Genomic DNA, 20,144 nt, shown 5'->3' with positions numbered 1-20,144 from the left:
CGACGAGCGCAGCCTCGGCCAGCAGCAATTTTGCGAGCAGCAGCACGGCGTCAGAACCGCTCGGGCCGCAGCAGTGCATAGGTGAGATAGATCAGGAGGCCGAACGAGACGGCGCCGGCGAGCGCATAATCGAAGATCATGGTCCGCTCCCTCACAGCCGTTCGCAGGCGTAGGTGTAGCCGATCGCGAGGGCAAAGAAGAGGAAGCCCAGCGCCAGCATCAAAAGGTCCATCATGGCGATACTCCTTAGGAGAGACGATGTCCGGCATAGCCCGTCTCTGGATCCCGGCGGGCCGCTTGCTGCGATCGAGCGCGGCACGGGCGGGAACTTCACCGCGCTGAAGTGCCACCGCGCCCATAGGTTTTCGAGATGAGACCTATGGCGACGTTATAGGAATCTCATAAAGGCCGGCCCGTCCCGGCGCAGGGCTCGCGCCTGAGAGCTTTCCCCGCAGCCATCCTTCGAGACGCCCGCTTGGGGCGGGCTCCTGAGGATGAGGGCGGAGTGCGCGGCCATAGTTTCAGCGGGCACTGACGCCGATGAGCCTCATCCTGAGGAGGCCGCTTATGGAATCCTTATATCTCTCACCCGAACCCTCTCTCGTTTTCAAATGCCCTCCAGGCCATCTTGGCGAGGCCGGCCGACTGACCGACGCCAATTCCAGGAGGCCTGATATGACCGCTCTCCACCCGCTCGATCTCCCCTCGCTCGCCGAGCAGCTGCGCAAGGCCCATTCAATGACGCGGCCGCTGATGCTCGACATCATCGGTCGCGCCTGCCGACGCTTGCCGTCGCTGGGCCGGAGCGAACGCGCAGCCCGCGTCGTGGGCCTGATCGATGCGGAAGCCTGGGCCGATGCGGCGCTGGCGCTGCTGGAGCTCGAGCTGCCGATGTGGCAGGTCCGCCGCATCGCCTACGATGACGGCGAGTGGCATTGCGCGCTGTCGCGCGAGCGCGAGCTGCCGGACTGGCTGGATTCCGCGGTCGATGCGCGCCATGCCGACCTCGCGCTCTCTCTGTTGTCGGCCTTCGTCGAAGTCCGAACGCTGGCCATCGAAGTGTCGCGGCCGAGCGTTCCGTCGGTGCGCCCTATGCTGGATCCGCTTTACGAGCCGGTCGCCTGCCACAATTCCCGCTAGACGCATCTGAAAGGACACGAGAAATGCCGACGCCGATTCTCGGCTTTGAGCGACCCCGTCTGAGGGCTGAACAGCAGTTGCCCATATCGAAGCTGCGCAAAGCTCGACTCGAGCGTATCGCCCTGCATGGGTTGGCCATGCTGTCGATGGGCAGCGTGCTCACCGCGCTGATCGCGCTGAGGACCGCAATCCATATCTGGCATCTCCAGGCCTGACCGGCATTGCGGACGTGATGATCTTTCGCGGCCTCGGCGGCTAGCTCCTCACCTCCGCCTCGATCAGTCGCGCCAGCTCCGACGCGGTGACCTCGATCGGCCGGCCGCTGCGCTCGACGCGGGCCTGGATCAGCGCGCCCTGGAGCGCCGACGTGCAGAGCACCGCCAGCGCCTCCGCCCGCGGCCTGGCAAACCCGTCGGCGACGAGCTTGTCACGCAGGATCGATAGCCGTGCCGAATAGGCCTTGCGACCGGCCTCCGACACGGCGCGCTCGCGCGGCGCCAGCTCGAGCAGCACGGTCGTGATCGGGCAGCCGTTGCGGAAGCCGGAGCCCTGCATCCAGCCTGCCAGCAGTCTGGCGTGCGCGCGCAAGAGCTCGCCGGTCGAGCCGCACTCTGCCGCGAGCTCGGCGACCGTCGCCGCGACGCGGCGGCCCGCCTCCTCCACCGCCGCCACCGCGATCGAGGATTTTCCGTCCGGAAAGTAGTGATAGAGCGACCCCTTCGGCGCGTCGCTGACGTCGACGATGTCGTTGAGGCCGGTGCGGGCAAATCCCTGGCGGCGGAATAGCGTCACCGCGGCATTGATGATGGGCTGACGGTGCTTCGGCACGGCCGGCATGGCACTCTCCGCTCGAAAATTATATTGATTGGTCTACATCAGCCTCCGACAGTCAAGGCATGACAATGACGGAGAGAGGCAGATGCCTGAGAGAGTGATCTATGAACTGAACGACGGCGTGGCGCGGATCGGGCTCGACGACGGCAAGGTCAACGTGATGTCGGCCGCGATGCTGGGCGAGATCGGCGCCGCCTTCGACCGCGCCGAGACGGAGGCAGAGATCGTGGTGCTGCGCTCGGGCCGGCCCGGCATCTTTTCCGCGGGCTTCGATCTGAAAGTGTTCGCCTCGGGCGATGCCGCCAAGAGCCTCGAGATGGTCCGGGCCGGCGCCGAGCTTGCGCTGCGGCTGATGTCGTTTCCGCATCCGACCATCGGCGTGATGGAGGGCCATGCTTACCCGATGGGAACGTTCCTGCTGCTCGCCTGCGACGTCAGGCTGGGCGCGCGCGGACCGCACCGCATGGGGCTGAACGAGGTGGCGATCGGCATCGCGCCTCCCAGCTTTGCCATCGAGCTCGCGCGCAGCCGGCTGCATCCGGCCTGGCTCAGCCGTACCGTCACGCTTGGCGAGATGTACGAACCCGGGGAGGCGCAGACGGCCGGCTTTCTCGATCGCGTGGATACACCTGAGATGGTCGACGCCACGATCGAGACGATCATCACCGGCCTGCGCGCCATCCACAAGCCGTCGCATGCCACGGCAAAGCGGCGCCTGCGCCGGGGAGCCATGGACGCCATGCGCGCGGCGATCGATCGCGAGCTGACCATGGCTGCCTATGAGGCAAGCAACCGCGCGCGCAGCGCAGTCGCGCTGCCCGGTTGAGGTCGGCTATCCCGCGGAAAAGGCGTTGCCTAAAACTACCTGGCCGATCTGGCGCAGTTTCACGGAACCGTGTAGAGCGGTTTCATGAGCACAGGCAATGTCAACGTCGTCGCCCACCCCCTGGTCCAGCACAAGCTCTCCCTGATGCGGGAGAAGGACCGCTCGACCAAGAGCTTTCGCGAGATCCTGAACGAGATCGGGATGCTGCTGGCCTACGAGGTGACGCGCGACCTGCCGCTGGAGCTGGTGGACATCGAGACGCCGATCGCGCCGATGCAGGCACCCAAGATCGCCGGCAAGAAGCTCACGCTGGCGCCGATCCTGCGCGCCGGCGTCGGCTTTCTCGACGGCATGCTCGCCCTGATGCCGTCGGCGCGCATCGCCCATATAGGGCTCTACCGCGACCCCGAGACGTTGCAGGCCGTGGAATATTACTTCAAGGCGCCGCAGGACCTGTCCGACCGCACCGTGATCCTGATGGATCCGATGCTGGCGACCGGCAATTCCGCCTGCGCCGGCGCGTCCCTGCTCAAGGCTCGCGGCGCCCGCGACATCCGCTTCGTCTGCCTCCTGGCCGCGCCCGAGGGCATCGCCAAGTTCCAGAGCGAGCATCCCGACGTGCCGATCTGGACCGCCGCGATCGACGAGCGGCTCAACGACCACGGCTATATCGTGCCAGGCCTGGGCGACGCCGGCGACCGGATGTTCGGCACCAAGTAGACAGGTTTGCACGACCGGGTTAGTCCGATGGCCATGAGTGCCAACGATTTTTCGCTGCAATCGCTGCTCCGGATCAAGACCGCCGCCGACCCTGCCCTGGTATTCGACGGCAAGGCCGTCTCTCGCGCGGAATTCTCGGCGAAGATCGAGCAGAGCGCCGCCTGGCTAGCCGCGCAAGGCATCGGCAAGGGCGACGTCGTCGCAGTCTGGCTGGTCAACCGGGTCGAATGGCTCGCGCTGCTGTTCGCCGCGGCGCGGCTCGGCGCGGTCATCGCCGCCGTCAATACGCGCTATCGCAGCGCAGAAGTCGCGCACCTGCTCAAACTATCAGGCGCGAAGCTCATGGTGGTCGAGGCGGCATTCCGCGCGATCGACTTTGCCACCATCCTCGCCGACGTCGCCGAGGCCGAGGTGCCCGCGCTCCAACGGCTGGCCGTGGTCGGCGCGGATGCGATCCCCGCACGCTGGCCCTGCGTGCGGTTCGATGCGTTCGAGACGCCTTACCCGCCCCCTCCGCTGCCCCAGGATGATGTCGACCTGCCCGTGCTGCTCTACACCACGTCGGGCACGACCAAGGGGCCGAAGCTGGTCGCGCATTCGCAGCGGACGCTGGCGACGCACGCCGCCTCCGTCGCCCACGCGCTCCAGCTCGATCCCCACCGTCATTCGTTGCTGGCGATGCTGCCGTTCTGCGGCACGTTCGGCATGACGAGCCTGCTCGGTTTCCTCGCGAGCGGTGCGACCATTCATGTGCTCGATGCCTTCGACGCAGCGCCGGCGCTGCAGATCCTCAGCACGGAGCGCATCACGCATTCCTTCGGTTCGGACGAGATGTTCCGGCGCATCCTCGCCCTCACCGATGCGCCACGCCCGTTTCCGCATCTCGAAGTCTGCGGCTTCGCCGCGTTCCAACCCGGCTGGCGCGAGCTGGCTGTGGAAGCCGAAGCGCGCGGCATGAAGCTGTTCGGCCTCTACGGTTCGAGCGAGGTGCAGGCGCTGTTCTCGATCGGCCGCCCCAGTGATGCCTTTGCCGATCGGATCGAGGGCGGCGGCTGGCCGATGTCGCCGGAGGCGAAAGTCCGCGTGCGCGATGTCGAGACCGGCGAGCTCGCCGGAAGCCGCGTCTCCGGCGAGATCGAGATCAGCGCGCCCTCGCGCTTCCTCGGCTACTTCAACAACCCGGAGGCGACGCGCGAGGCGATCACCGCCGACGGCTTCTTCCGGACCGGCGACATCGGCCGGCTGCGCGGCGACGGGTCGTTCGTCTACGAGACCCGCGCCGGCGATGCGATGCGGCTCGGCGGCTTCCTGGTCGCGCCCGGTGAGATCGAGGACGAGCTCAAATCCTGCACCGGTGTCGCCGACGCCCAGGTCGTCGCCATCGATCTCAAGGGGCAGGCGCGCTGCGTCGCCTTCGTGATCCCGACAACGGAGCCGCCCATCCAGGAGACGCTGATCGCGCGTCTGCGCGAGCGGCTCGCCGGCTACAAGGTGCCGGCGCGGATCTATGTCGTGGACGCCTTCCCGGTGACCGACAGTGCCAATGGCGTGAAGATCCAGCGCGCCAGGCTTCGCGCCATGGCGATGGAGCGGATCGCCGCCGAATAGATTCGCTCAGTACGACTTGTTCAGTACGACTTGGCGAGCCCCAGCACCTTTTCCGCGATGAAGCTGAGCGCGAGCTGCGGGCTGACCGGCGCGATGCGCGGGATCAGCACCTCGCGCAAATAGCGCTCGACGTGGAATTCCTTGGCGTAGCCGAAGCCGCCATGGGTCATCACCGCCTGCTCGCAGGCCGAGAAGCCCGCTTCGCCCGCGAGATATTTCGCCGCATTGGCCGCGGCGCCGCAGGGCATGCCCTTGTCGTATTGCCAGGCCGCCGACATCACCATCAGCCAGGCCGCTTCCAATTCGACCCAGTTCACCGCGAGCGGATGCTGGATGCCTTGATTCTTGCCGATCGGACGATTGAACACGATTCGCGTCTTGGCGTATTCGGTCGCGCGCGACAGCGCGAGCTTGCCGAGACCGACCGCCTCGGCCGCGATGAGAATGCGCTCCGGATTCATGCCTTCGAGGATGTACTCGAAGCCTTTGCCTTCCTCGCCGATGCGGTCCTCCATCGGAATCTCGAAATCCTCGAAGAACAGCTCGTTGGAATCGACGATCTTGCGGCCCATCTTCTCGATCTCGTGGACCTTGATCCTGTTGCGGTCGAAATCGGTGTAGAACAGGCTGAGACCGTGGGTGGGCGAGCGCACTTCCTCCAGCGGCGTAGTGCGCGCCAGCAGCAAAATCTTGTGCGCGACCTGCGCGGTCGAGATCCACACCTTCTGGCCATTGACGATGTAGCGGTCGTTCTTGGCGACCGCGCGGGTCTTGAGCTGGGTGGTGTTGAGGCCGGTGTTCGGCTCGGTGACGGCGAAGCACGCCTTCTCGCGGCCCTCGACCATCGGCGGCAGCATGCGCCTGCGCTGCTCCTCGGTGCCGAATACGACGACGGGGTTGAGCCCGAACACGTTGATATGCACCGCCGAGGCACCGGACATGCCGGCGCCCGACTCGGCGATGGTGCGCATCATGATCGCAGCTTCCGTGATGCCGAGCCCGGAGCCGCCATATTCCTCGGGCACGCAGATGCCGAGCCAGCCCGCGTCCGCCAGCGCCTTGTGGAAGTCGTGCGGGAAACCGCCGTCGTGGTCCTTCTTCAGCCAATAGGCGTCGGGAAAGCCTTCGCAGATCTTGGCGATGGCGTCGCGAATGGCTTCCTGCTGATCGGTGAGCGCGAAATCCATGGTCTTGATCTCCCTTCGCCAAGCGTTCTTTAGCTCGAAAAACTGCATGCAGATACGTGAATTTGCCCGCGAAGTGTGTCTACCATGCATGGGGTCATGCGGCGCGACGCTGCGCGCGCGCCGTTATTTCGCAGGGAGGAAACCGCGATGGCCGGACTATATTTCGAGGACTTTTCCGTGGGCCAGGAGTTCAGGCATCCGCTGACCCGGACCGTCACGGAGATGGACAACACCATGTTCAGCCTGCTGACGCTCAACCCGCAGCCGCTGCACATCGACGCGCATTTCGCCGAGAAGACCGAGTTCGGCCAGCGCATTTTCAACAGCCTATACACCCTCGGCATCATGATCGGCATGACGGTGTATGATACGACCTTAGGGACTACCGTCGCCAATCTCGGCATGACCGACGTCACCTTTCCGAAGCCGGTCTTCCATGGCGACACGTTGCGGGCCACGACAAAGGTGCTCTCTGTGCGGGAATCCAGATCGCGGCCCAAGGCCGGTATCGTCGAGTTCGAGCATCATGCCCTGAACCAGAACGACGAGATTGTCGGCAAATGCCGCCGCATGGCGATGATGCACAAGAGGCCGGTCTGATGCGTTCGATGCTGTTCGTGCCGGGCGATTCCCGGCGCAAATTCGAGAAGGCGAGCGAAGGCAAGGCCGACGCGCTGATCATCGATCTCGAGGATTCCGTCGTCACCGAGAAGAAGGCGGAGGCGCGTGAGCTGACGCTCTCGATGCTGAAGAGCCGCCCCGGCCCGCATCAGCTCTATGTCCGCGTCAACGCGCTCGACACCGGCATGACGCTGGCCGATCTCGCCGCGATCATGCCGGGCAGGCCTGATGGCATCGTGCTGCCGAAATCGCAAGGCGGCGACGACGTGCGTCAGGTCGCGACCTGGCTCGAAGCTTTGGAAGCCGCCTCCGGCATCGCGATCGGCGCGACCCGCATCGTCTGCGTCGCGACGGAGACCGCCGGCTCGATCTTCGGGCTCGGCAGCTACAAGGGCAGCTCCCCTCGCCTCGCCGGACTGATGTGGGGCGCGGAAGATCTCTCCGCCTCGCTCGGCGCTACCGAGAAGGCGAGCGGCGGCGTGTTCCACAGCCCCTATCGCCTGGCGCGGGATCTCTGCCTGATCGCGGCGGCAGCCGCCGAGGTCGCGCCGATCGACACTGTTTACACCGACATCGACAATCTCGCCGGCCTCGAGCAGGAGACGCGTGCCGCGCGGCGCGACGGTTTTTCGGCCAAGGCGCTGATCCACCCCAAGCATGTCGACATCGTCAACGCGGCCTTCGCGCCGACGGAGGCCGAGCGCGCCTGGGCGGAGAAGGTGATCGCGGCGTTCGCGAGCAATCCCAATTCCGGCACGTTGCGGCTCGACGGTCAGATGATCGACAAGCCGCACCTTCGCGCGGCGATGAAGATTCTCGGCCAGTCCTAGAGCGGGACGCAAGCCGGGCCGGCTGCCGGCCTCAGTCGAACCCCTGAACGGGCGGTGCCGAGGAATGCGCCGGCGCGGCAGGCGCGGCTTGAACCGGCGGAGCCTGGACCGGCGGGGCCGGATTGCCGGCAGCTCTCATCTGGCCGTTGGCGGCCATCGCCTCGCGCGTGCGCGACGGGCTGCCGGTCGCGGCGGCGCGACGCGGCGGCGGCTGCCGGTGCCTGGCCGACTGCGAGCCTCTCAGGCCCCAGGACCGGGCGATCGAAGGTCCGGCCGTGTAGCCGATCAAGGCGCCGGCGACCGCACCCACCGGCCCAAGCACGACCGCACCCGAGACCGCGCCGAGCGCCGCATCGCCCGCGCGCTCCTGCGCGAGCGCGCCCACGGGCACGCAGGCCAGCATTGCGACAGCAGTGATCAGTGCCTTGTTCATCGGAGCGCCTCCCTCGCGACAGATCACTCCTGCTCAAATATGGCCACACGAGGTTCGCTTGCCGGCCAACAGAAGGCAATCGCGCCCGGAACCCGGGCGTCCGGACAGCTCGATTGGCCGACCATCGATCTCCAGGAGCCAGCGACAAGGACAGGCGCGCCAACATCTTGACACCGCTCACCCGCTGAATATTTTTTCGCCGAGAAGAGATCTTCTCATCCTCGCAAACCAAAGGATCTAACGCGACCGTCTGGAGAGACGACGATGCTCGATGAGAATTTGGCCCGCATTCGTGCGCACCGCAACAACATCCACCGCTACCGGCGCCTGCTGAAGACCAGGCTGTCGCAGCTCGAGCGCCAATTCATCGAGAGGCGACTTGCGGAAGAGCGATCGGCGCTCGATGGCCTGACCGCCACCACCTTTCCCGTCGGCTTCCGCGCCGCCGAAGCGCCGGCGAACGCGTTGGGGATGGCGCAATGAACAGCCAACGCGACCTGCTCATCCGCGGCAGCGAGAAGGTCATCGGCCATTACGAGCTGCTTCTTGCCAGCGCCAAGAGCGAGCATGAGCGCCAGCTTTATCGCCAGCGCATCGAACGCGAGCGGCGGCTGATCCGGGACCTGCAAGGCGAATGGGATCACCGCGCGGCCTGAGCTGGGAGATCACGCCTCCCGGGCTATCGCACATGAGATGTGGCTATGTGCACCGACTGTCTCCACAGCGTCATGGCCGGGCTTGTCCCGGCCATCCATGCCTTTCCACGCAGCACAAAGAACGTGGATGCCCGGGCCTTCGCCGCGCCGAAGCGGCTTCGGCCGCGCAGGCGGGACAAGCCCGGGCGTGACGACCTCCGCAAAATTCAAATGCCATAGCCCTGCCATCACAGGACGAACCGCTAGCGCGGTTCGTCCTGCGCATTCGTTTCAGCGGACGAGGCGATTGGGGCCTGCGAGTGCGCTGCTCGTGCCGGCTGCGGGCGCCACTCTCACCGTGGCGGTGAACGGCGCACCGTTGCGCAGCAGCGTGAGCTTCACGTCCTCGCCGATCCGCGCCAGGCCGATCGTGTTGCGGAGCTGGGCGGCAGTGCGGATCGGGCGGTCGTCGGCGCCGGTCACGACATCGCCCTTGCGCAGGCCGGCCTTCTCTGCGGGCGAATCCGCCGCGATCTCGGCGATGACGGCGCCCTGATTCAATCCCTTGTTGACCGACGGATGCAGGTCCTTCAGCGAAATGCCGATGCGGCCGCGCTCGACCCGGCCGCTCACGATGATCTGCTCCATCACCTTGCGCGCCATGTTGACCGGAATGGCAAAGCCGATGCCGACGTTGCCGCCCGCGGGCGAGATGATCGCCGAGTTGATGCCGACGAGCTCGCCACGCAGGCTGACCAGCGCGCCGCCGGAATTGCCGGGATTGATCGCCGCGTCGGTCTGGATGAAATCCTCATAGCCCTGCTTGCCGAGGCCGGTGCGGCCCAGCGCGCTGACGAGCCCCGAGGTCACGGTCTGGCCGAGGCCGAAGGGATTGCCGATCGCGAGGACGAAATCGCCGACATCGAGCCCGTCGCTGTCGCCGAAGGCAAGCGCCTTGAGCCCGACCGGGTTCTGAACCTGGAGCACCGCGACATCCGTGGGCGGATCACGGCCGATCACCTTGGCGGAGAACTGCCGGCCGTCCTTGGTCGTGATCTGAACGGCGGATGTGCCCTCGACCACGTGATTGTTGGTCAGCACATAGCCGCGCTGGGCGTCGACGATGACCCCGGAGCCGGTCGCATTGACCTCCTTCTCGATCTGCCGGGGAACGTCGAAGAACTCGCGAAACAGCGGATCGCGATAGAGCGGATTGTCCTCGCGCACGCGGCCGTGCACGGAGATGTTGACCACGGCGGGCGTCACCTGGCGCACCAGCGGCGCCAGGGTCGGCACCGGGCCGCCGGTCTTCACATCCGGGATCTGGCCGGCGGCAGGCTGCGACGCCGTGAGCGTCAGCATCAGCAAGGCCAGGAACAGCAGACGCACAGCATTCATCATCGTCACCCTGCCGCTTGTGTTGTGGGGAGTTTCGAAACCTTCGTGGCTTCAGCCTTCGTCGCCTGACGCGACGATCCAGCCTTGCAGGGCCAGAAGCGGGACAGTCCAGGCTGCCGCGGCCTGACCGAGCAGCACGAGAGTGAGGACGGTGGGCGTGACTATCATGCCGCCTGCCCTTCTGCGGCGGCCCATGGCCGCCGCAGCCGCATCGGCACGCCGCCGCCCCGCGGCGGATCATCATTGTCATTGTCGCCGTCGAGCTTGCGCAAGGCGGCCAGAATGTCGGCGAGCCGGACCGTGTGGCTCATGCCGGGAATCTCGCGCAAGGCGGGACAGGATTCGACCGCATACATGTCCGATGCCCAGGACGACAGGATGACGCGCTTCTCGGGCGACGAGAGCTCCTCCGCATTCAGGACGTCGGCAGGCGAGTCGTAATGGGCGGCAGGATGAAACAGCGGATTGAGAGTGCCGGAACTGGTATTCACGTTGGTCATCGATGGGTCTCCCACATGCTCCTTTCCAGGGGGACGGCTTGTTGACGATGAGACGGCGGCGCCACATCGCCGTCGTCTCACCTGACTTTAATGCGTATTGATCGCGATGCGCTTGACGCCTTCGCGCGCCTTCTCCGATTTCGGCAGCGACACGGTCAGGACGCCGTTCTTGAACGATGCCTCGGCCTTGTCCTCCTCGACACCCTCCAGCGGAATCTGCCGCTCGAAGGCGCCGTAATAGCGCTCGGTGAAGAACTTGCCTTCGCCGTTGCGCTCCGCCTTCTTCTCGCCGCGGACGGTCAGCACGCCATTGGCGATCTCGACCTGAACGTCCTTCTCCGTCAGGCCGGGAAGCTCCGCCGAGACGGTCAGCGTCTTGTCGGTCTCGCTGAGCTCGACCTTCGGCCAGCCGAAACGGCCCTCCATCAGCGGCGACAGGCTGGTCGCCCCGAAGCCGCGGAAGACATCGTCGAACAGACGGTTCATCTCGCGGTGAAGCGTCAGGAACGGATCGAAATTGTCGCGCGCCGGCGCAAGCTCCTGGTTCTTCGACCAGGGAATGAGATCACGAAAAGCCATGGTACCCTCCTTCATGCATCGGAAAGCGCGGCCCGCGCACGCGCGCGCCGCGTTCCGCTACCTGTTCGATCGAGCGATCAGGCTGCTTTCTTCTGCTCGATCTGCGTTGCCGCAGGAGCGCCGCCCGCGATCGGAATGCGGCGCGGCTTCATGGCTTCCGGAACCTCGCGGACGAGATCGATAATCAGGAGCCCGTCCTGGAACGAGGCCTGCTTCACCTGGACGTAATCGGCGAGGTTGAACACGCGCCGGAACGGACGCGCGGCGATGCCTTGGTACAGATATTCGCGCGCGGCGGTCTCGGGCTTTCTGCCCTCGATGGTGAGCGCGTTTTGTTCGGCCGTCACGGTGATGTCGCTCGCGCCGAAGCCTGCCACCGCAAGGCTGATCCGGTAGTGGTCTTCGCCGGAACGCTCGATGTTATAGGGGGGATAATTATCCTCGGTCGCCTGGCGCAGCGTGCTGTCGACGAGGTCGGCCAGGTGGTCGAAGCCGATGGTGGAGCGCCACAGCGGCGCGAAGTCAAAGCTGGTCCTCATAACCAAGTCCTCCAAAGAGCAAGATGGATACGAAGGAGCGCAAGGCGGGATTTCAGACGGGTCCGAAAGACCAACCCGGCGCCCGTGCCGGACCCGGTTGGCATCCGACACACCGCTCTCGCGGCGAAAAACGACTTAGAAAACCGCAAACCGGTTTCAAGAGGGGCCAACGGATTTTTTTTCGACCCCATTGATGGTCAGCCGAGCCCGGACGCTCTCGGCGGCAACGGCAAGGTAAAATAGGGGTAAAATGGGCGGGTCGAGGGTAAGGCCGGGTTGCCTCCGCGCATCTGGCCCCGGGCAACGCGCATGACGAACCAGGCGGCAGCACACCGCAGACCAGGGACCCGACCGCGTCCGGCCGGTCGCACGGCCGGCGCGATTGCCCTGCTGGCCGCCGCAACCGCCTTTGCGGCGCAGGCCGATGACATCGCCATCTCGCCTGCCGGACTAAAGACGCTCGGAACGATCGATGCGCGCTTTCAATCCTACAACATCGAGATGGTGGAGGTGACCGGCGGACGGTTCTGGAAGCCTTATCCGCGAACCGCACGTGCCTTCGACGAACGGGATCGTTACAGCGCGCGGCCGCCGATCGATCTTGCCAATGCGCGACTGCGCCTGCTCGCCGCGGCGTTGTCGCCGGCCAATCTGCGCGTGAGCGGCACCTGGGCCAATGCGACGTTCTTTGCCGAGGCGCCGGGAGAGCCACCGCCGGGATTCAATTCGGTGCTCAGCCGAGCGCAGTGGCGCGGCGTCGTGGAGTTCGCGCATGCGGTCGATGCGGAGATCGTCACCTCCTTTGCGATCAGTCCCGGCAGCCGCGATGACCACGGCATATGGAAGCCGGATCAGGCGCAGCAGCTGGTCGACACCACGCGCGCTCTGGGTGGGCGCATCGCCGCCGCCGAATTCATGAACGAGCCGACGCTCGCAGCGACGGGCGGTGCACCGGCGGGCTATGACGCGGCCGCCTATGGCCGCGACTTCAAGGTCTTTCGCGAGTGGATGCGGCGCGCCGCACCGGAGACGCTGATCCTCGGTCCCGGCTCGGTCGGCGATGCACCATCGCCGTCCGGAGCGGGGCTCACCACGCGGGACCTGCTTGCCGCATCCGGTCCCGGCGTCGATCGGTTCTCTTATCACCATTACAACACGATCTCACCGCGATGCGGCGGGCACGACGATCCGGCGCAGGCCCTCTCGGAGCAATGGCTGGGCCGCACGGATACGACACTCCGGACCTACCAGGCGCTGCGCGACGCATTCGAGCCGGGCAAGCCGATCTGGCTGACCGAGACGGCTGATGCCGCCTGCGGCGGCGGCTTATGGGACCGGACTTTTCTGGACACGTTCCGCTATCTCGACCAGCTCGGACGCCTGGCGAGGGCCGGCGTCCAAGTGGTGATGCACAACACGCTGGCTGCCAGCGATTACGGCCTGCTCGACGAAACAACGTTCCGGCCGCGGCCGAGCTATTGGGCCGCGCTGCTCTGGCGCCGGCTGATGGGAACGATCGTGCTCGACGCAGGCAAACCTGCTGCGCGCGATCTCCATCTTTACGCGCATTGCCACCCAGCCACGACAGGCGCGGTGTCGCTGCTCGCAATCAACACGTCGCGCGGCACATCGCGCACGCTATCGCTGCCGGATTCCGCCGAGCGGTACACGCTGCACGCAGCGCAGTTGCAGGGTACGATTGTGCAGTTGAACGGCAAGAGGCTCACGCTGACCCCTGAGGGCCAGCTGCCCCGGCTCGAGGCACGCGCAGCACCGCCGGGAACGGTCAGACTTGCGCCAACGACCATCACCTTCCTGGTGTTTCCGAACGCTGCAAATCCGGCTTGCTTGTCCCGACGCTCAGGATCTTAGCGCTCCCCGCGCCGTCTCCGGCGCCAGCAGCGTCGCGACGATCGTGATGACCGACAGCGCGACGATGTAGACCGACACCGCCCAGTACGATCCGGCCCAGGCCAGCAGCGCAGCCGCGATCAGCGGCGAGAAGCCGCCGCTCAAGGCCGCCGCGACGTTGGCGCCGAGCGAGGCGCCGCTGTAGCGCACCTGGGTGCGGAACAGCTCCGGCATGAACGCGGCCTTCGGCCCGAACAGCAGCGCATGGGTGAGCGTCATCGTGACGACGAGCGCAAGCGTGATCAGCGCCGGCTCCCTGGTATCGAGGAACCAGAACAGCGGAAACGCCAACGCCACCGAGAAGACGCCGCCGGCCAGATACAGCGCCTTGCGTCCGAAGATGTCGGACAGCCAGCCGGCAAGCGGCAGCGTCGCGAACTCGACGATCGCAGCATAGACCACCGCATCCAGGACCACCTGCCGGGGCAGGCCGAGTTTGGTCGTCGCGTAAACCACCGTGAACACGGTGAGGAGATAAGCGAGCCCGACCTCCGACACCGTGATGCCGATCGCGAGCAGAAAGCTGCGCCAGTCGCGGCGCAGCACTTCGAGGGCCGGCTGCGCCAGCACCTCCTTGCGCTCGACGATCTCCTTGAAGTGAGGCGTCTCGGCGAGCTTGAGCCGCACGATGAAGCCGACGCCGACCAGCAGAATGCTGATCAGGAACGGCACGCGCCAGCCCCAGCTGAGGAAGTCCGCCTCGGGCAGCTTCGTCATCAGGGCGAAGATGCCGGTGGAGGCGGCGACGCCGACGGGGAAGCCGACCTGCACCAGACTGCCGTAGAAGCCGCGGCGATTGCCGGCGTGCTCGATCACCATCACGACCGCGCCGCTCCACTCGCCCCCGAGCCCGATGCCCTGAACGAAACGAAGGATCACGAGCAGGATCGGGGCCCAGACGCCGATCTGATCGTAGGTCGGCAGGCAGCCGATCAGGAAGGTGCCGAGCCCCATCGCGATCATGGTCGCAACCAGCATGGTCTTGCGGCCGAGCCGGTCGCCGTAATGCCCGATGATGGCGCCGCCGATCGGCCGCGCGACGAAACCGACCGCATAGGCCGAGAATGCCGCGAGCGTGCCGACGAAGGGATCGAAGCTCGGGAAGAACAGCTTGTTGAAGACCAGCGCCGCCGCCGTGCCGTAGATCAGGAAATCGTACCACTCGATCGCGGTGCCGAGCGCACTCGCCCACACCACATGCGCCGTCGTCGATCGCTCCGCGGAAGCGGAGACCCCCGTTGCTGTCGTCATGCCCTGCCCCAAAGGATTCCAGTGGGCATCATGGCCAAACGTTGTGACGGTTGCAATCTGTGGAGGTGTTGCCTCCTCACTGGAAAGCGGCGCGGGATTTTGTGCGCAGGTGGCGCAACACCCGTCATTGCGAGGAGCCCTTGCGACGAAGCAATCCAGACCGCCTCCGCGGAAACACTCTGGATTGCTTCGCTTCGCTCGCAATGACGGGTGTTGAGGCAGGAGCGCTCCTTACGCGGCATCACCCGGCCATCGTGGAACCAGCCGATAGCCGTTGTTCGCCATTGACAAACTGATTTGCCATTATCTAATTTGCCTCCACAACGACCCTGCCGCACCAAGCGGCCAAAAAGAGAGGAAACGATAATGAGAGGGCTTCTGGCCTGCGCCGTGCTCGCGGCCATGACTTCGGCTGCCATGACCACAGGTGCCAGCGCGCAAGTGTCCGACGACGCGGTGCGGATCGGCGTGCTGACGGATTTGTCGAGCTGGGGCCGCGACAACTCTGGGCCGGGCTCGGTCGAGGCCGCCAAGATGGCCGTGGAGGAATTCGGGCCGACCGTGCTCGGCAAGCCGATCGAGATCATCAGCGCCGACCACCAGATGAAGACCGATGTCGGCGTTCAGATCGTCCGCGGCTGGTTCGACAACGGCAAGGTCGACGCCGTCGTCGACATCCCCAATTCCGGCATCGCCATCGCCGTGCACAACATGGTGCGCGAGCGCGGCAAGGTCGCCCTGCTCTCCGGCCCCGGCGCGAGCTCGCTGACCGACGAGCTGTGCAGCCCGAACACCGTGCACTTCACCTACGACACCTATGCGCTGTCGAAGGTGACGGCTTCCGCTGTGATCAAGGAAGGCGGCAAGTCCTGGTACTTCATCACGGCCGATTATGCCTTCGGCCACCAGCTCGAGAAGGACGCCACGCGCTTCATCAACGAGATGGGCGGCAAGGTGCTCGGCGGCGTCAAGCATCCGACCAACACCGCCGACTTCTCCTCCTTCGCGCTGCAGGCGCAGAGCTCGAAATCCGACGTGGTCGCCTTCGCCAATGCCGGCCAGGACACCGACAACGCCATCAAGCAATCCGGCGAATTCGGCCTGGTCCAGGGCGGCCAGAAGCTGGTCGGCCTCTTGATGTTCGACACCGACGTGCACGCCATCGGCCTGAAGGCCGCGCAGGGCACCTATATGACCACGGCGTCCTACTGGGCCATGGACGAGGCGACCCGCGCCTGGTCGAAAAAGTTCTACGAGCGCACCAAGGTGATGCCGACCATGATCCAGACCGGCGTCTATGGCGCGGTGCTGCACTATCTCAAGGCGATCAAGGCGGCCGGCACCGACGATTCCGCCAAGGTGATGGCCAGGATGCGCGAACTGCCGATCGAGGATATCTTCGTCCACGGCGGCAAGTTGCGCGAGGACGGCCGCGTCATCCGCGACATGTATCTCGCCAAGGTGAAGTCGCCCGCGCAGTCCAAGGAGCCGTGGGATTATCTGGACATCGTCAAGACCGTGAAGGGCGATGACGCCTTCCGTCCGGTCTCCGAGTCCAAATGTCCGCTCCTGAAGAAGTGAGGTGAGCAATGACCGGCAACGAGCATGGCACCATGGAGACGTACGAGTGCGACGTGCTCGTCGCCGGATCGGGTTGCTCCGGCATGTCGGCCGCGATCACCGCGCGTCATCGCGGGCTCGACGTGCTGATCGTCGAGAAGGAGCCGCGCTTCGGCGGCACCACGGCCCGCTCCGGCGGCTGGCTCTGGATTCCCGGCACCTCGCTGGCAAAGGCATATGGCATCGAGGAAACGCCGGAGCAGGCCCGCACGTATTTGCGGCATGAGGCGGGCAACAATTACGACGCAGCACGCGTCGATGCCTTTCTGAGCGCCGGCCCCGAGGCGGTCGATTTCTTCACCACCAAGACGGCGCTGCGCTTCGACATGCCGCTGGTGTTTCCCGATTATCACGCGGAAGCGCCCGGCGGTGCCCAGGGCGGCCGCTCCATGGTGACGCGCCCGTTCGACGGCCGCGAGCTCGGCAATCTCATCAAATCGCTCGGCATGCCGCTGCCCGAGCTCACCGTGTTCGGCATGATGTTGGGAAGCGGCAAGGAGATCATCCACTTCATGCGGGTGACGAAGTCGCTGACCTCGGCGGTCTATGTCGCGAAGCGCCTGACGCGGCATTTCATGGACGTGCTGCGCTATGGCCGCGGCATGACGCTCACCAACGGCAATGCGCTCGCAGGCCGCCTCGCAAAGTCAGCGCTCGACCTGAAGATTCCGATGTGGCTGTCCTCGCCGGTGCGCGAGCTGACGGTCGAGAACGGCGCCGTGACCGGCGCCATCGTCTCGCGCGAGGGACGCGAGGTGCGCGTTCGCGCCCGACAAGGCGTCGTGCTCGCCTGCGGCGGTTTTCCGCATGACGTCGAGCGGCGCAGGAAGATGTTCCCGCATGCGCCGACCGGCATTGAGCATTATTCGCCCGGGCCTACGGGCAATACCGGCGACGGCTTGCGCCTTGCAGAAGGCGCCGGCGGCCGCATCGAGGATCGCCTGCCGAACGCGGCGGCCTGGGTGCCGGTGTCGCTGACCACGCGCAAGGACGGCTCCAAGGGCGTGATGCCGCACTTCATCGATCGCGCCAAGCCCGGCGTGATCGCGGTGATGCGCGACGGCAGGCGTTTCGCCAATGAAGGCAATTCCTATCACGACTTCGTCCAGGCCATGATCAAGGCGGCCAAGCCCGGCGAGGAGATCGCCGCCTTCCTGGTCTGCGATCACAGGACCTTGCGGAAATACGGCCTCGGCTGCGTGCCGCCCTTCCCGATGCCGCTGGGTCATCATTTGAAGACCGGCTATCTCATGCGCGGCGACACGCTTGAAGCGCTGGCGGCGAAAGCCGGGATCGATGCCAAGGCGTTAGCCGAGACCGTCAAGCAGTTCAATGCGACGGCGCCGCTGGGACAGGACGCCGCCTTCGGCAAGGGCTCGAAGGCCTATAACCGCTACCAGGGCGATGCGCTGCACGGCCCCAACCCCTGCGTCGCGCCGATCGAGAATGGTCCGTTCTATGCCATCAAGATGGTGATCGGCGATCTCGGCACCTATGCCGGCATCGTCACCGACGCGAACGCGCGGGCGCTCGATGCCGAGGGCCGGGTGATTCCCGGCCTCTATGCCGCCGGCAACGACATGGCGAGCATCATGGGCGGCAATTATCCCGGCGCCGGCATCACGCTTGGGCCGGCGCTGACCTTCGGCTACATTGCCGGCCGACATCTTGCCGACAGCGCTGCCAAGCGCGACGCGGCGTAGAGCATGATCCGGAAAAGTGTGCAGCGGTTTTCCGAAGAGATCATGCCCTCAAACAGTGACTGAGGCCCATCGGAGGCGCATGAAGAGAGAGAGCCGCGGCATCCAGTCGATCGAGGTCGGCGGCGAATTGCTCCGCGCGCTCGCCCGCAGCGGCGAGCCGATGATGCTGCGCGATCTCGCCCGCGAGGCCGGCATGACGCCGGCCAAGGCGCATCCTTATCTCGCCAGCTTTTCCCGCATCGGCCTGATCGAGCAGGACGAGAGCACCGGCCGCTACGAGATCGGCGCACTGGCGCTGGAGCTCGGCCTGATCAGCCTGCGCCGCCTCTCCGGCGTACGCATCGCGCGTCCCAGGATCGCGGGCCTTGCGAGCCAGATCGGCCACCCCGTCTCGCTCGCGGTCTGGGGCACGCACGGCCCCACCGTTGTGCAGCTCGAAGAGCCGGCCCAGCCGGTGCACATCGTGATGCGCGTCGGTTCGGTGATGGCGCTCTTGGAGACCGCGACGGGCCGCGCGTTTGCCGCGTTCCTGCCGGAGAAGACCATCAGCGCCGCGCTCGACAGCGGCCTCGACCGCCACGGCGTCGGCTACAACCCGAAGCGCGCTGTGAAAGGCACGAAGGTCGCCGAGATGCTGACCGAGGTGCGCAAGCACGGCCTCGCCCGTGCGCTCGGCGATCCCCTGCCTGGCGTCAACGCGTTCTCCGCGCCGGTGTTCGATCATTCCGGCCACGTCGCGCTGGTCATCACCGCGATGGGGCCGGAAGGCACGTTTGATGCCCGCTGGGACAGCCCTATCGCGCACGCGCTGTGCGACTGCGCGGGGGCCATTTCGAAGCGGCTGGGTTACGGGATCACCGTTGCGGCGGAGTGAGGGCAGACTGCCCGCCTCACGACGACTGTCATTCCCCGCGAAGGCGGGGAATCCAGTACGCCGCGGCCCATCGATTCAATCACGACCGCCTCGGAATACTGGATCGCCCGGTCAAGCCGGGCGATGACAGCGAGAGTGGGGCGACAACGCCCCTACTTCTCCTTCACCGGCACCGTGTAGTTCAGAACCAGCCGGCCGCCATCCGGATAGATCGTCTGCCCGGTGATGTAGGACGCATCGTCGCTGGCAAGGAACGCCACGACGGAGGCCACCTCGCTCGGCTCGCCGCCGCGGCCGGCCGGCGTGCGTGACATCACCGTCTTGCGGGCGTCGGCCGAGGTGTAGATCGACGACTTCACCATGTCCGTCAGGATCGTGCCCGGTCCGACCGCGACGACGCGGATGTTGTGCGGAGCGAGTGCGACGGCGGCAACCGATGTCAGCTGCTTCATGCCGCCCTTGGACATCGCATAGGTCGCGAGCGCCGGGATCGCCAGCAGCGCGTTCACCGAGGACATGTTGACGATGACCCCGCCGCTGCCTTGCGCGATCATTTGCCTTGCCGCCGCCTGCACGCCGAAGAACGCGCCCTTCAGATTGATGCCGATGATCTCGTCGAACTCCTCCTCGGTGATGTCGAGGATGTCGCGGTTGCGGGCGACGCCGGCATTGTTGACCATGATGTCGAGCCGGCCGAACTCCTTCACCGCGGTCGCGACCAGCTGATCGACATCAGCACGCTTGGCGACGTTGCCGACGATGGCGCGCAGGGAATCCGGCCGCCCAAGCTCGGCGGCCGTGGCCGCCAAGCCCTCGGCATCGACGTCGGAGATGACGACCTTGACGCCGTCGTCCAAAAATCTCTTCGCGCAGGCCTTGCCGATGCCGCGCGCCGCGCCGGTGATAGCGGCGACCTTGCCGGATAGTTTCATGGG

23 protein-coding genes are annotated in these 20,144 nt (G+C 65.9%); 13 read left to right on the top strand and 10 right to left on the bottom strand.

What is annotated here, in order from left to right:
• Positions 1-50 precede the first annotated feature (50 nt).
• Positions 51-140, bottom strand: a complete 90-nt coding sequence (locus I6F12_RS00895) for a K(+)-transporting ATPase subunit F (RefSeq protein ID WP_035698142.1) — start codon at positions 138-140, stop codon at positions 51-53.
• 535 nt (positions 141-675) lie between these two features.
• On the opposite strand from I6F12_RS00895, the gene I6F12_RS00890 reads away from it, so the two are divergent.
• Together I6F12_RS00890 and I6F12_RS00885 are read left to right on the top strand one after the other, a co-directional pair.
• Positions 676-1,140 (top strand): hypothetical protein, encoded by a 465-nt coding sequence (locus I6F12_RS00890; protein ID WP_225146845.1) that lies wholly within the window; start codon positions 676-678, stop codon positions 1,138-1,140.
• Between the two features lie 23 nt (positions 1,141-1,163).
• Positions 1,164-1,355, top strand: a complete 192-nt coding sequence (locus I6F12_RS00885; protein WP_036007210.1) for a hypothetical protein — start codon at positions 1,164-1,166, stop codon at positions 1,353-1,355.
• Between the two features lie 40 nt (positions 1,356-1,395).
• On the opposite strand, the gene I6F12_RS00880 is transcribed toward I6F12_RS00885, so the two are convergent.
• A complete protein-coding gene (locus I6F12_RS00880) occupies positions 1,396-1,977 on the bottom strand; it encodes a TetR/AcrR family transcriptional regulator (RefSeq protein ID WP_225155281.1) in 582 nt (193 codons plus the stop codon).
• Positions 1,978-2,059: 82 nt separating this feature from the next.
• On the opposite strand from I6F12_RS00880, the gene I6F12_RS00875 reads away from it, so the two are divergent.
• From I6F12_RS00875 to I6F12_RS00865, 3 genes are all read left to right on the top strand, one after another.
• On the top strand, positions 2,060-2,800 hold the full coding sequence (locus I6F12_RS00875) for a crotonase/enoyl-CoA hydratase family protein (protein WP_225155280.1): 741 nt from the start codon (positions 2,060-2,062) through the stop codon (positions 2,798-2,800).
• An 84-nt stretch (positions 2,801-2,884) separates the two neighbouring features.
• Positions 2,885-3,520, top strand: a complete 636-nt coding sequence (gene upp / locus I6F12_RS00870) for a uracil phosphoribosyltransferase (protein WP_036007202.1) — start codon at positions 2,885-2,887, stop codon at positions 3,518-3,520.
• A 33-nt stretch (positions 3,521-3,553) separates the two neighbouring features.
• Positions 3,554-5,128 carry an AMP-binding protein gene (locus I6F12_RS00865; protein ID WP_225155728.1) on the top strand — a complete coding sequence of 525 codons (1,575 nt, stop codon included), beginning with the start codon at positions 3,554-3,556 and terminating at the stop codon, positions 5,126-5,128.
• A gap of 20 nt (positions 5,129-5,148) precedes the next feature.
• Here I6F12_RS00865 and I6F12_RS00860 read toward each other — a convergent pair whose 3' ends face one another.
• Positions 5,149-6,315: an acyl-CoA dehydrogenase family protein gene (locus I6F12_RS00860; protein ID WP_036007218.1), complete on the bottom strand. Its 1,167-nt coding sequence runs from the start codon at positions 6,313-6,315 to the stop codon at positions 5,149-5,151.
• 96 nt (positions 6,316-6,411) lie between these two features.
• On the opposite strand from I6F12_RS00860, the gene I6F12_RS00855 reads away from it, so the two are divergent.
• Both I6F12_RS00855 and I6F12_RS00850 read left to right on the top strand, forming a co-directional pair.
• Positions 6,412-6,915 (top strand): MaoC family dehydratase, encoded by a 504-nt coding sequence (locus tag I6F12_RS00855; RefSeq protein ID WP_333919378.1) that lies wholly within the window; start codon positions 6,412-6,414, stop codon positions 6,913-6,915.
• Positions 6,915-7,766, top strand: a complete 852-nt coding sequence (locus tag I6F12_RS00850; RefSeq protein ID WP_225126117.1) for a CoA ester lyase — start codon at positions 6,915-6,917, stop codon at positions 7,764-7,766. Before I6F12_RS00855 ends, I6F12_RS00850 begins: the two co-directional genes overlap by 1 nt.
• 31 nt (positions 7,767-7,797) lie before the next feature.
• On the opposite strand, the gene I6F12_RS00845 is transcribed toward I6F12_RS00850, so the two are convergent.
• Positions 7,798-8,199, bottom strand: coding sequence for a hypothetical protein (locus I6F12_RS00845; RefSeq protein WP_225155279.1), 402 nt, complete (start codon positions 8,197-8,199; stop codon positions 7,798-7,800).
• A gap of 264 nt (positions 8,200-8,463) precedes the next feature.
• Here I6F12_RS00845 and I6F12_RS00840 point away from each other — a divergent pair, with 264 nt between their 5' ends.
• Positions 8,464-8,682, top strand: coding sequence for a hypothetical protein (locus tag I6F12_RS00840; protein ID WP_225123961.1), 219 nt, complete (start codon positions 8,464-8,466; stop codon positions 8,680-8,682).
• Positions 8,679-8,855, top strand: coding sequence for a hypothetical protein (locus tag I6F12_RS00835; protein WP_225112092.1), 177 nt, complete (start codon positions 8,679-8,681; stop codon positions 8,853-8,855). The genes I6F12_RS00840 and I6F12_RS00835 overlap by 4 nt, the downstream gene beginning before the upstream one ends.
• 270 nt (positions 8,856-9,125) lie before the next feature.
• Here I6F12_RS00835 and I6F12_RS00830 read toward each other — a convergent pair whose 3' ends face one another.
• The 4 genes from I6F12_RS00830 to I6F12_RS00815 form a co-directional block, all read right to left on the bottom strand.
• Positions 9,126-10,232, bottom strand: a complete 1,107-nt coding sequence (locus I6F12_RS00830; RefSeq protein WP_109145920.1) for a trypsin-like peptidase domain-containing protein — start codon at positions 10,230-10,232, stop codon at positions 9,126-9,128.
• A gap of 164 nt (positions 10,233-10,396) precedes the next feature.
• Entirely contained in the window at positions 10,397-10,732 is a 336-nt protein-coding gene (locus I6F12_RS00825) for a hypothetical protein (RefSeq protein ID WP_074447551.1), read from the bottom strand.
• An 87-nt stretch (positions 10,733-10,819) separates the two neighbouring features.
• Positions 10,820-11,311 carry an Hsp20/alpha crystallin family protein gene (locus tag I6F12_RS00820; RefSeq protein WP_225126118.1) on the bottom strand — a complete coding sequence of 164 codons (492 nt, stop codon included), beginning with the start codon at positions 11,309-11,311 and terminating at the stop codon, positions 10,820-10,822.
• A 77-nt stretch (positions 11,312-11,388) separates the two neighbouring features.
• Positions 11,389-11,850, bottom strand: coding sequence for an Hsp20 family protein (locus I6F12_RS00815; RefSeq protein ID WP_025034360.1), 462 nt, complete (start codon positions 11,848-11,850; stop codon positions 11,389-11,391).
• 309 nt (positions 11,851-12,159) lie between these two features.
• On the opposite strand from I6F12_RS00815, the gene I6F12_RS00810 reads away from it, so the two are divergent.
• Entirely contained in the window at positions 12,160-13,722 is a 1,563-nt protein-coding gene (locus I6F12_RS00810) for a hypothetical protein (RefSeq protein WP_225155278.1), read from the top strand.
• On the opposite strand, the gene I6F12_RS00805 is transcribed toward I6F12_RS00810, so the two are convergent.
• Complete coding sequence (locus tag I6F12_RS00805) at positions 13,711-15,012, bottom strand: MFS transporter (protein ID WP_225155277.1); 1,302 nt, start codon at positions 15,010-15,012, stop codon at positions 13,711-13,713. The two genes, I6F12_RS00810 and I6F12_RS00805, sit on opposite strands and share 12 nt — an antisense overlap.
• A gap of 366 nt (positions 15,013-15,378) precedes the next feature.
• On the opposite strand from I6F12_RS00805, the gene I6F12_RS00800 reads away from it, so the two are divergent.
• From I6F12_RS00800 to I6F12_RS00790, 3 genes are all read left to right on the top strand, one after another.
• Positions 15,379-16,593 (top strand): ABC transporter substrate-binding protein, encoded by a 1,215-nt coding sequence (locus I6F12_RS00800; RefSeq protein ID WP_225139170.1) that lies wholly within the window; start codon positions 15,379-15,381, stop codon positions 16,591-16,593.
• 8 nt (positions 16,594-16,601) lie between these two features.
• Entirely contained in the window at positions 16,602-18,335 is a 1,734-nt protein-coding gene (locus I6F12_RS00795; RefSeq protein WP_225155276.1) for an FAD-dependent oxidoreductase, read from the top strand.
• Positions 18,336-18,414: 79 nt separating this feature from the next.
• The gene (locus I6F12_RS00790) at positions 18,415-19,209 is read left to right on the top strand and encodes an IclR family transcriptional regulator (RefSeq protein ID WP_225155275.1); all 795 of its coding nucleotides are present in this window, start codon (positions 18,415-18,417) and stop codon (positions 19,207-19,209) included.
• Between the two features lie 152 nt (positions 19,210-19,361).
• On the opposite strand, the gene I6F12_RS00785 is transcribed toward I6F12_RS00790, so the two are convergent.
• Positions 19,362-20,141, bottom strand: a complete 780-nt coding sequence (locus I6F12_RS00785) for an SDR family oxidoreductase (RefSeq protein ID WP_225155274.1) — start codon at positions 20,139-20,141, stop codon at positions 19,362-19,364.
• Positions 20,142-20,144: the final 3 nt, after the last annotated feature.

It is taken from the genome of Bradyrhizobium sp. IC4059, from assembly GCF_020193615.1.
Classification (GTDB): domain Bacteria; phylum Pseudomonadota; class Alphaproteobacteria; order Rhizobiales; family Xanthobacteraceae; genus Bradyrhizobium; species Bradyrhizobium yuanmingense.
The sequence above is the reverse complement of the archived record's forward strand: the minus strand, read 5'-3'. Positions and strand labels throughout refer to the sequence as shown.

Bases quoted from the DNA above. Each gene is read 5' to 3' on its own strand.
- I6F12_RS00830 (WP_109145920.1), bottom strand. From the start codon at position 10,232: ATGAATGCTGTGCGTCTGCTGTTCCTGGCCTTGCTGATGCTGACGCTC.
- I6F12_RS00890 (WP_225146845.1), top strand. From the start codon at position 676: ATGACCGCTCTCCACCCGCTCGATCTCCCCTCGCTCGCCGAGCAGCTG.
- upp (WP_036007202.1), top strand. From the start codon at position 2,885: ATGAGCACAGGCAATGTCAACGTCGTCGCCCACCCCCTGGTCCAGCAC.
- I6F12_RS00805 (WP_225155277.1), bottom strand. From the start codon at position 15,012: ATGACGACAGCAACGGGGGTCTCCGCTTCCGCGGAGCGATCGACGACG.
- I6F12_RS00815 (WP_025034360.1), bottom strand. From the start codon at position 11,850: ATGAGGACCAGCTTTGACTTCGCGCCGCTGTGGCGCTCCACCATCGGC.
- I6F12_RS00895 (WP_035698142.1), bottom strand. From the start codon at position 140: ATGATCTTCGATTATGCGCTCGCCGGCGCCGTCTCGTTCGGCCTCCTG.
- I6F12_RS00860 (WP_036007218.1), bottom strand. From the start codon at position 6,315: ATGGATTTCGCGCTCACCGATCAGCAGGAAGCCATTCGCGACGCCATC.
- I6F12_RS00875 (WP_225155280.1), top strand. From the start codon at position 2,060: ATGCCTGAGAGAGTGATCTATGAACTGAACGACGGCGTGGCGCGGATC.
- I6F12_RS00785 (WP_225155274.1), bottom strand. From the start codon at position 20,141: ATGAAACTATCCGGCAAGGTCGCCGCTATCACCGGCGCGGCGCGCGGC.
- I6F12_RS00835 (WP_225112092.1), top strand. From the start codon at position 8,679: ATGAACAGCCAACGCGACCTGCTCATCCGCGGCAGCGAGAAGGTCATC.
- I6F12_RS00865 (WP_225155728.1), top strand. From the start codon at position 3,554: ATGAGTGCCAACGATTTTTCGCTGCAATCGCTGCTCCGGATCAAGACC.
- I6F12_RS00885 (WP_036007210.1), top strand. From the start codon at position 1,164: ATGCCGACGCCGATTCTCGGCTTTGAGCGACCCCGTCTGAGGGCTGAA.
- I6F12_RS00845 (WP_225155279.1), bottom strand. From the start codon at position 8,199: ATGAACAAGGCACTGATCACTGCTGTCGCAATGCTGGCCTGCGTGCCC.
- I6F12_RS00880 (WP_225155281.1), bottom strand. From the start codon at position 1,977: ATGCCGGCCGTGCCGAAGCACCGTCAGCCCATCATCAATGCCGCGGTG.
- I6F12_RS00795 (WP_225155276.1), top strand. From the start codon at position 16,602: ATGACCGGCAACGAGCATGGCACCATGGAGACGTACGAGTGCGACGTG.
- I6F12_RS00840 (WP_225123961.1), top strand. From the start codon at position 8,464: ATGCTCGATGAGAATTTGGCCCGCATTCGTGCGCACCGCAACAACATC.
- I6F12_RS00850 (WP_225126117.1), top strand. From the start codon at position 6,915: ATGCGTTCGATGCTGTTCGTGCCGGGCGATTCCCGGCGCAAATTCGAG.
- I6F12_RS00800 (WP_225139170.1), top strand. From the start codon at position 15,379: ATGAGAGGGCTTCTGGCCTGCGCCGTGCTCGCGGCCATGACTTCGGCT.
- I6F12_RS00810 (WP_225155278.1), top strand. From the start codon at position 12,160: ATGACGAACCAGGCGGCAGCACACCGCAGACCAGGGACCCGACCGCGT.
- I6F12_RS00855 (WP_333919378.1), top strand. From the start codon at position 6,412: ATGCGGCGCGACGCTGCGCGCGCGCCGTTATTTCGCAGGGAGGAAACC.
- I6F12_RS00820 (WP_225126118.1), bottom strand. From the start codon at position 11,311: ATGGCTTTTCGTGATCTCATTCCCTGGTCGAAGAACCAGGAGCTTGCG.
- I6F12_RS00825 (WP_074447551.1), bottom strand. From the start codon at position 10,732: ATGACCAACGTGAATACCAGTTCCGGCACTCTCAATCCGCTGTTTCAT.
- I6F12_RS00790 (WP_225155275.1), top strand. From the start codon at position 18,415: ATGAAGAGAGAGAGCCGCGGCATCCAGTCGATCGAGGTCGGCGGCGAA.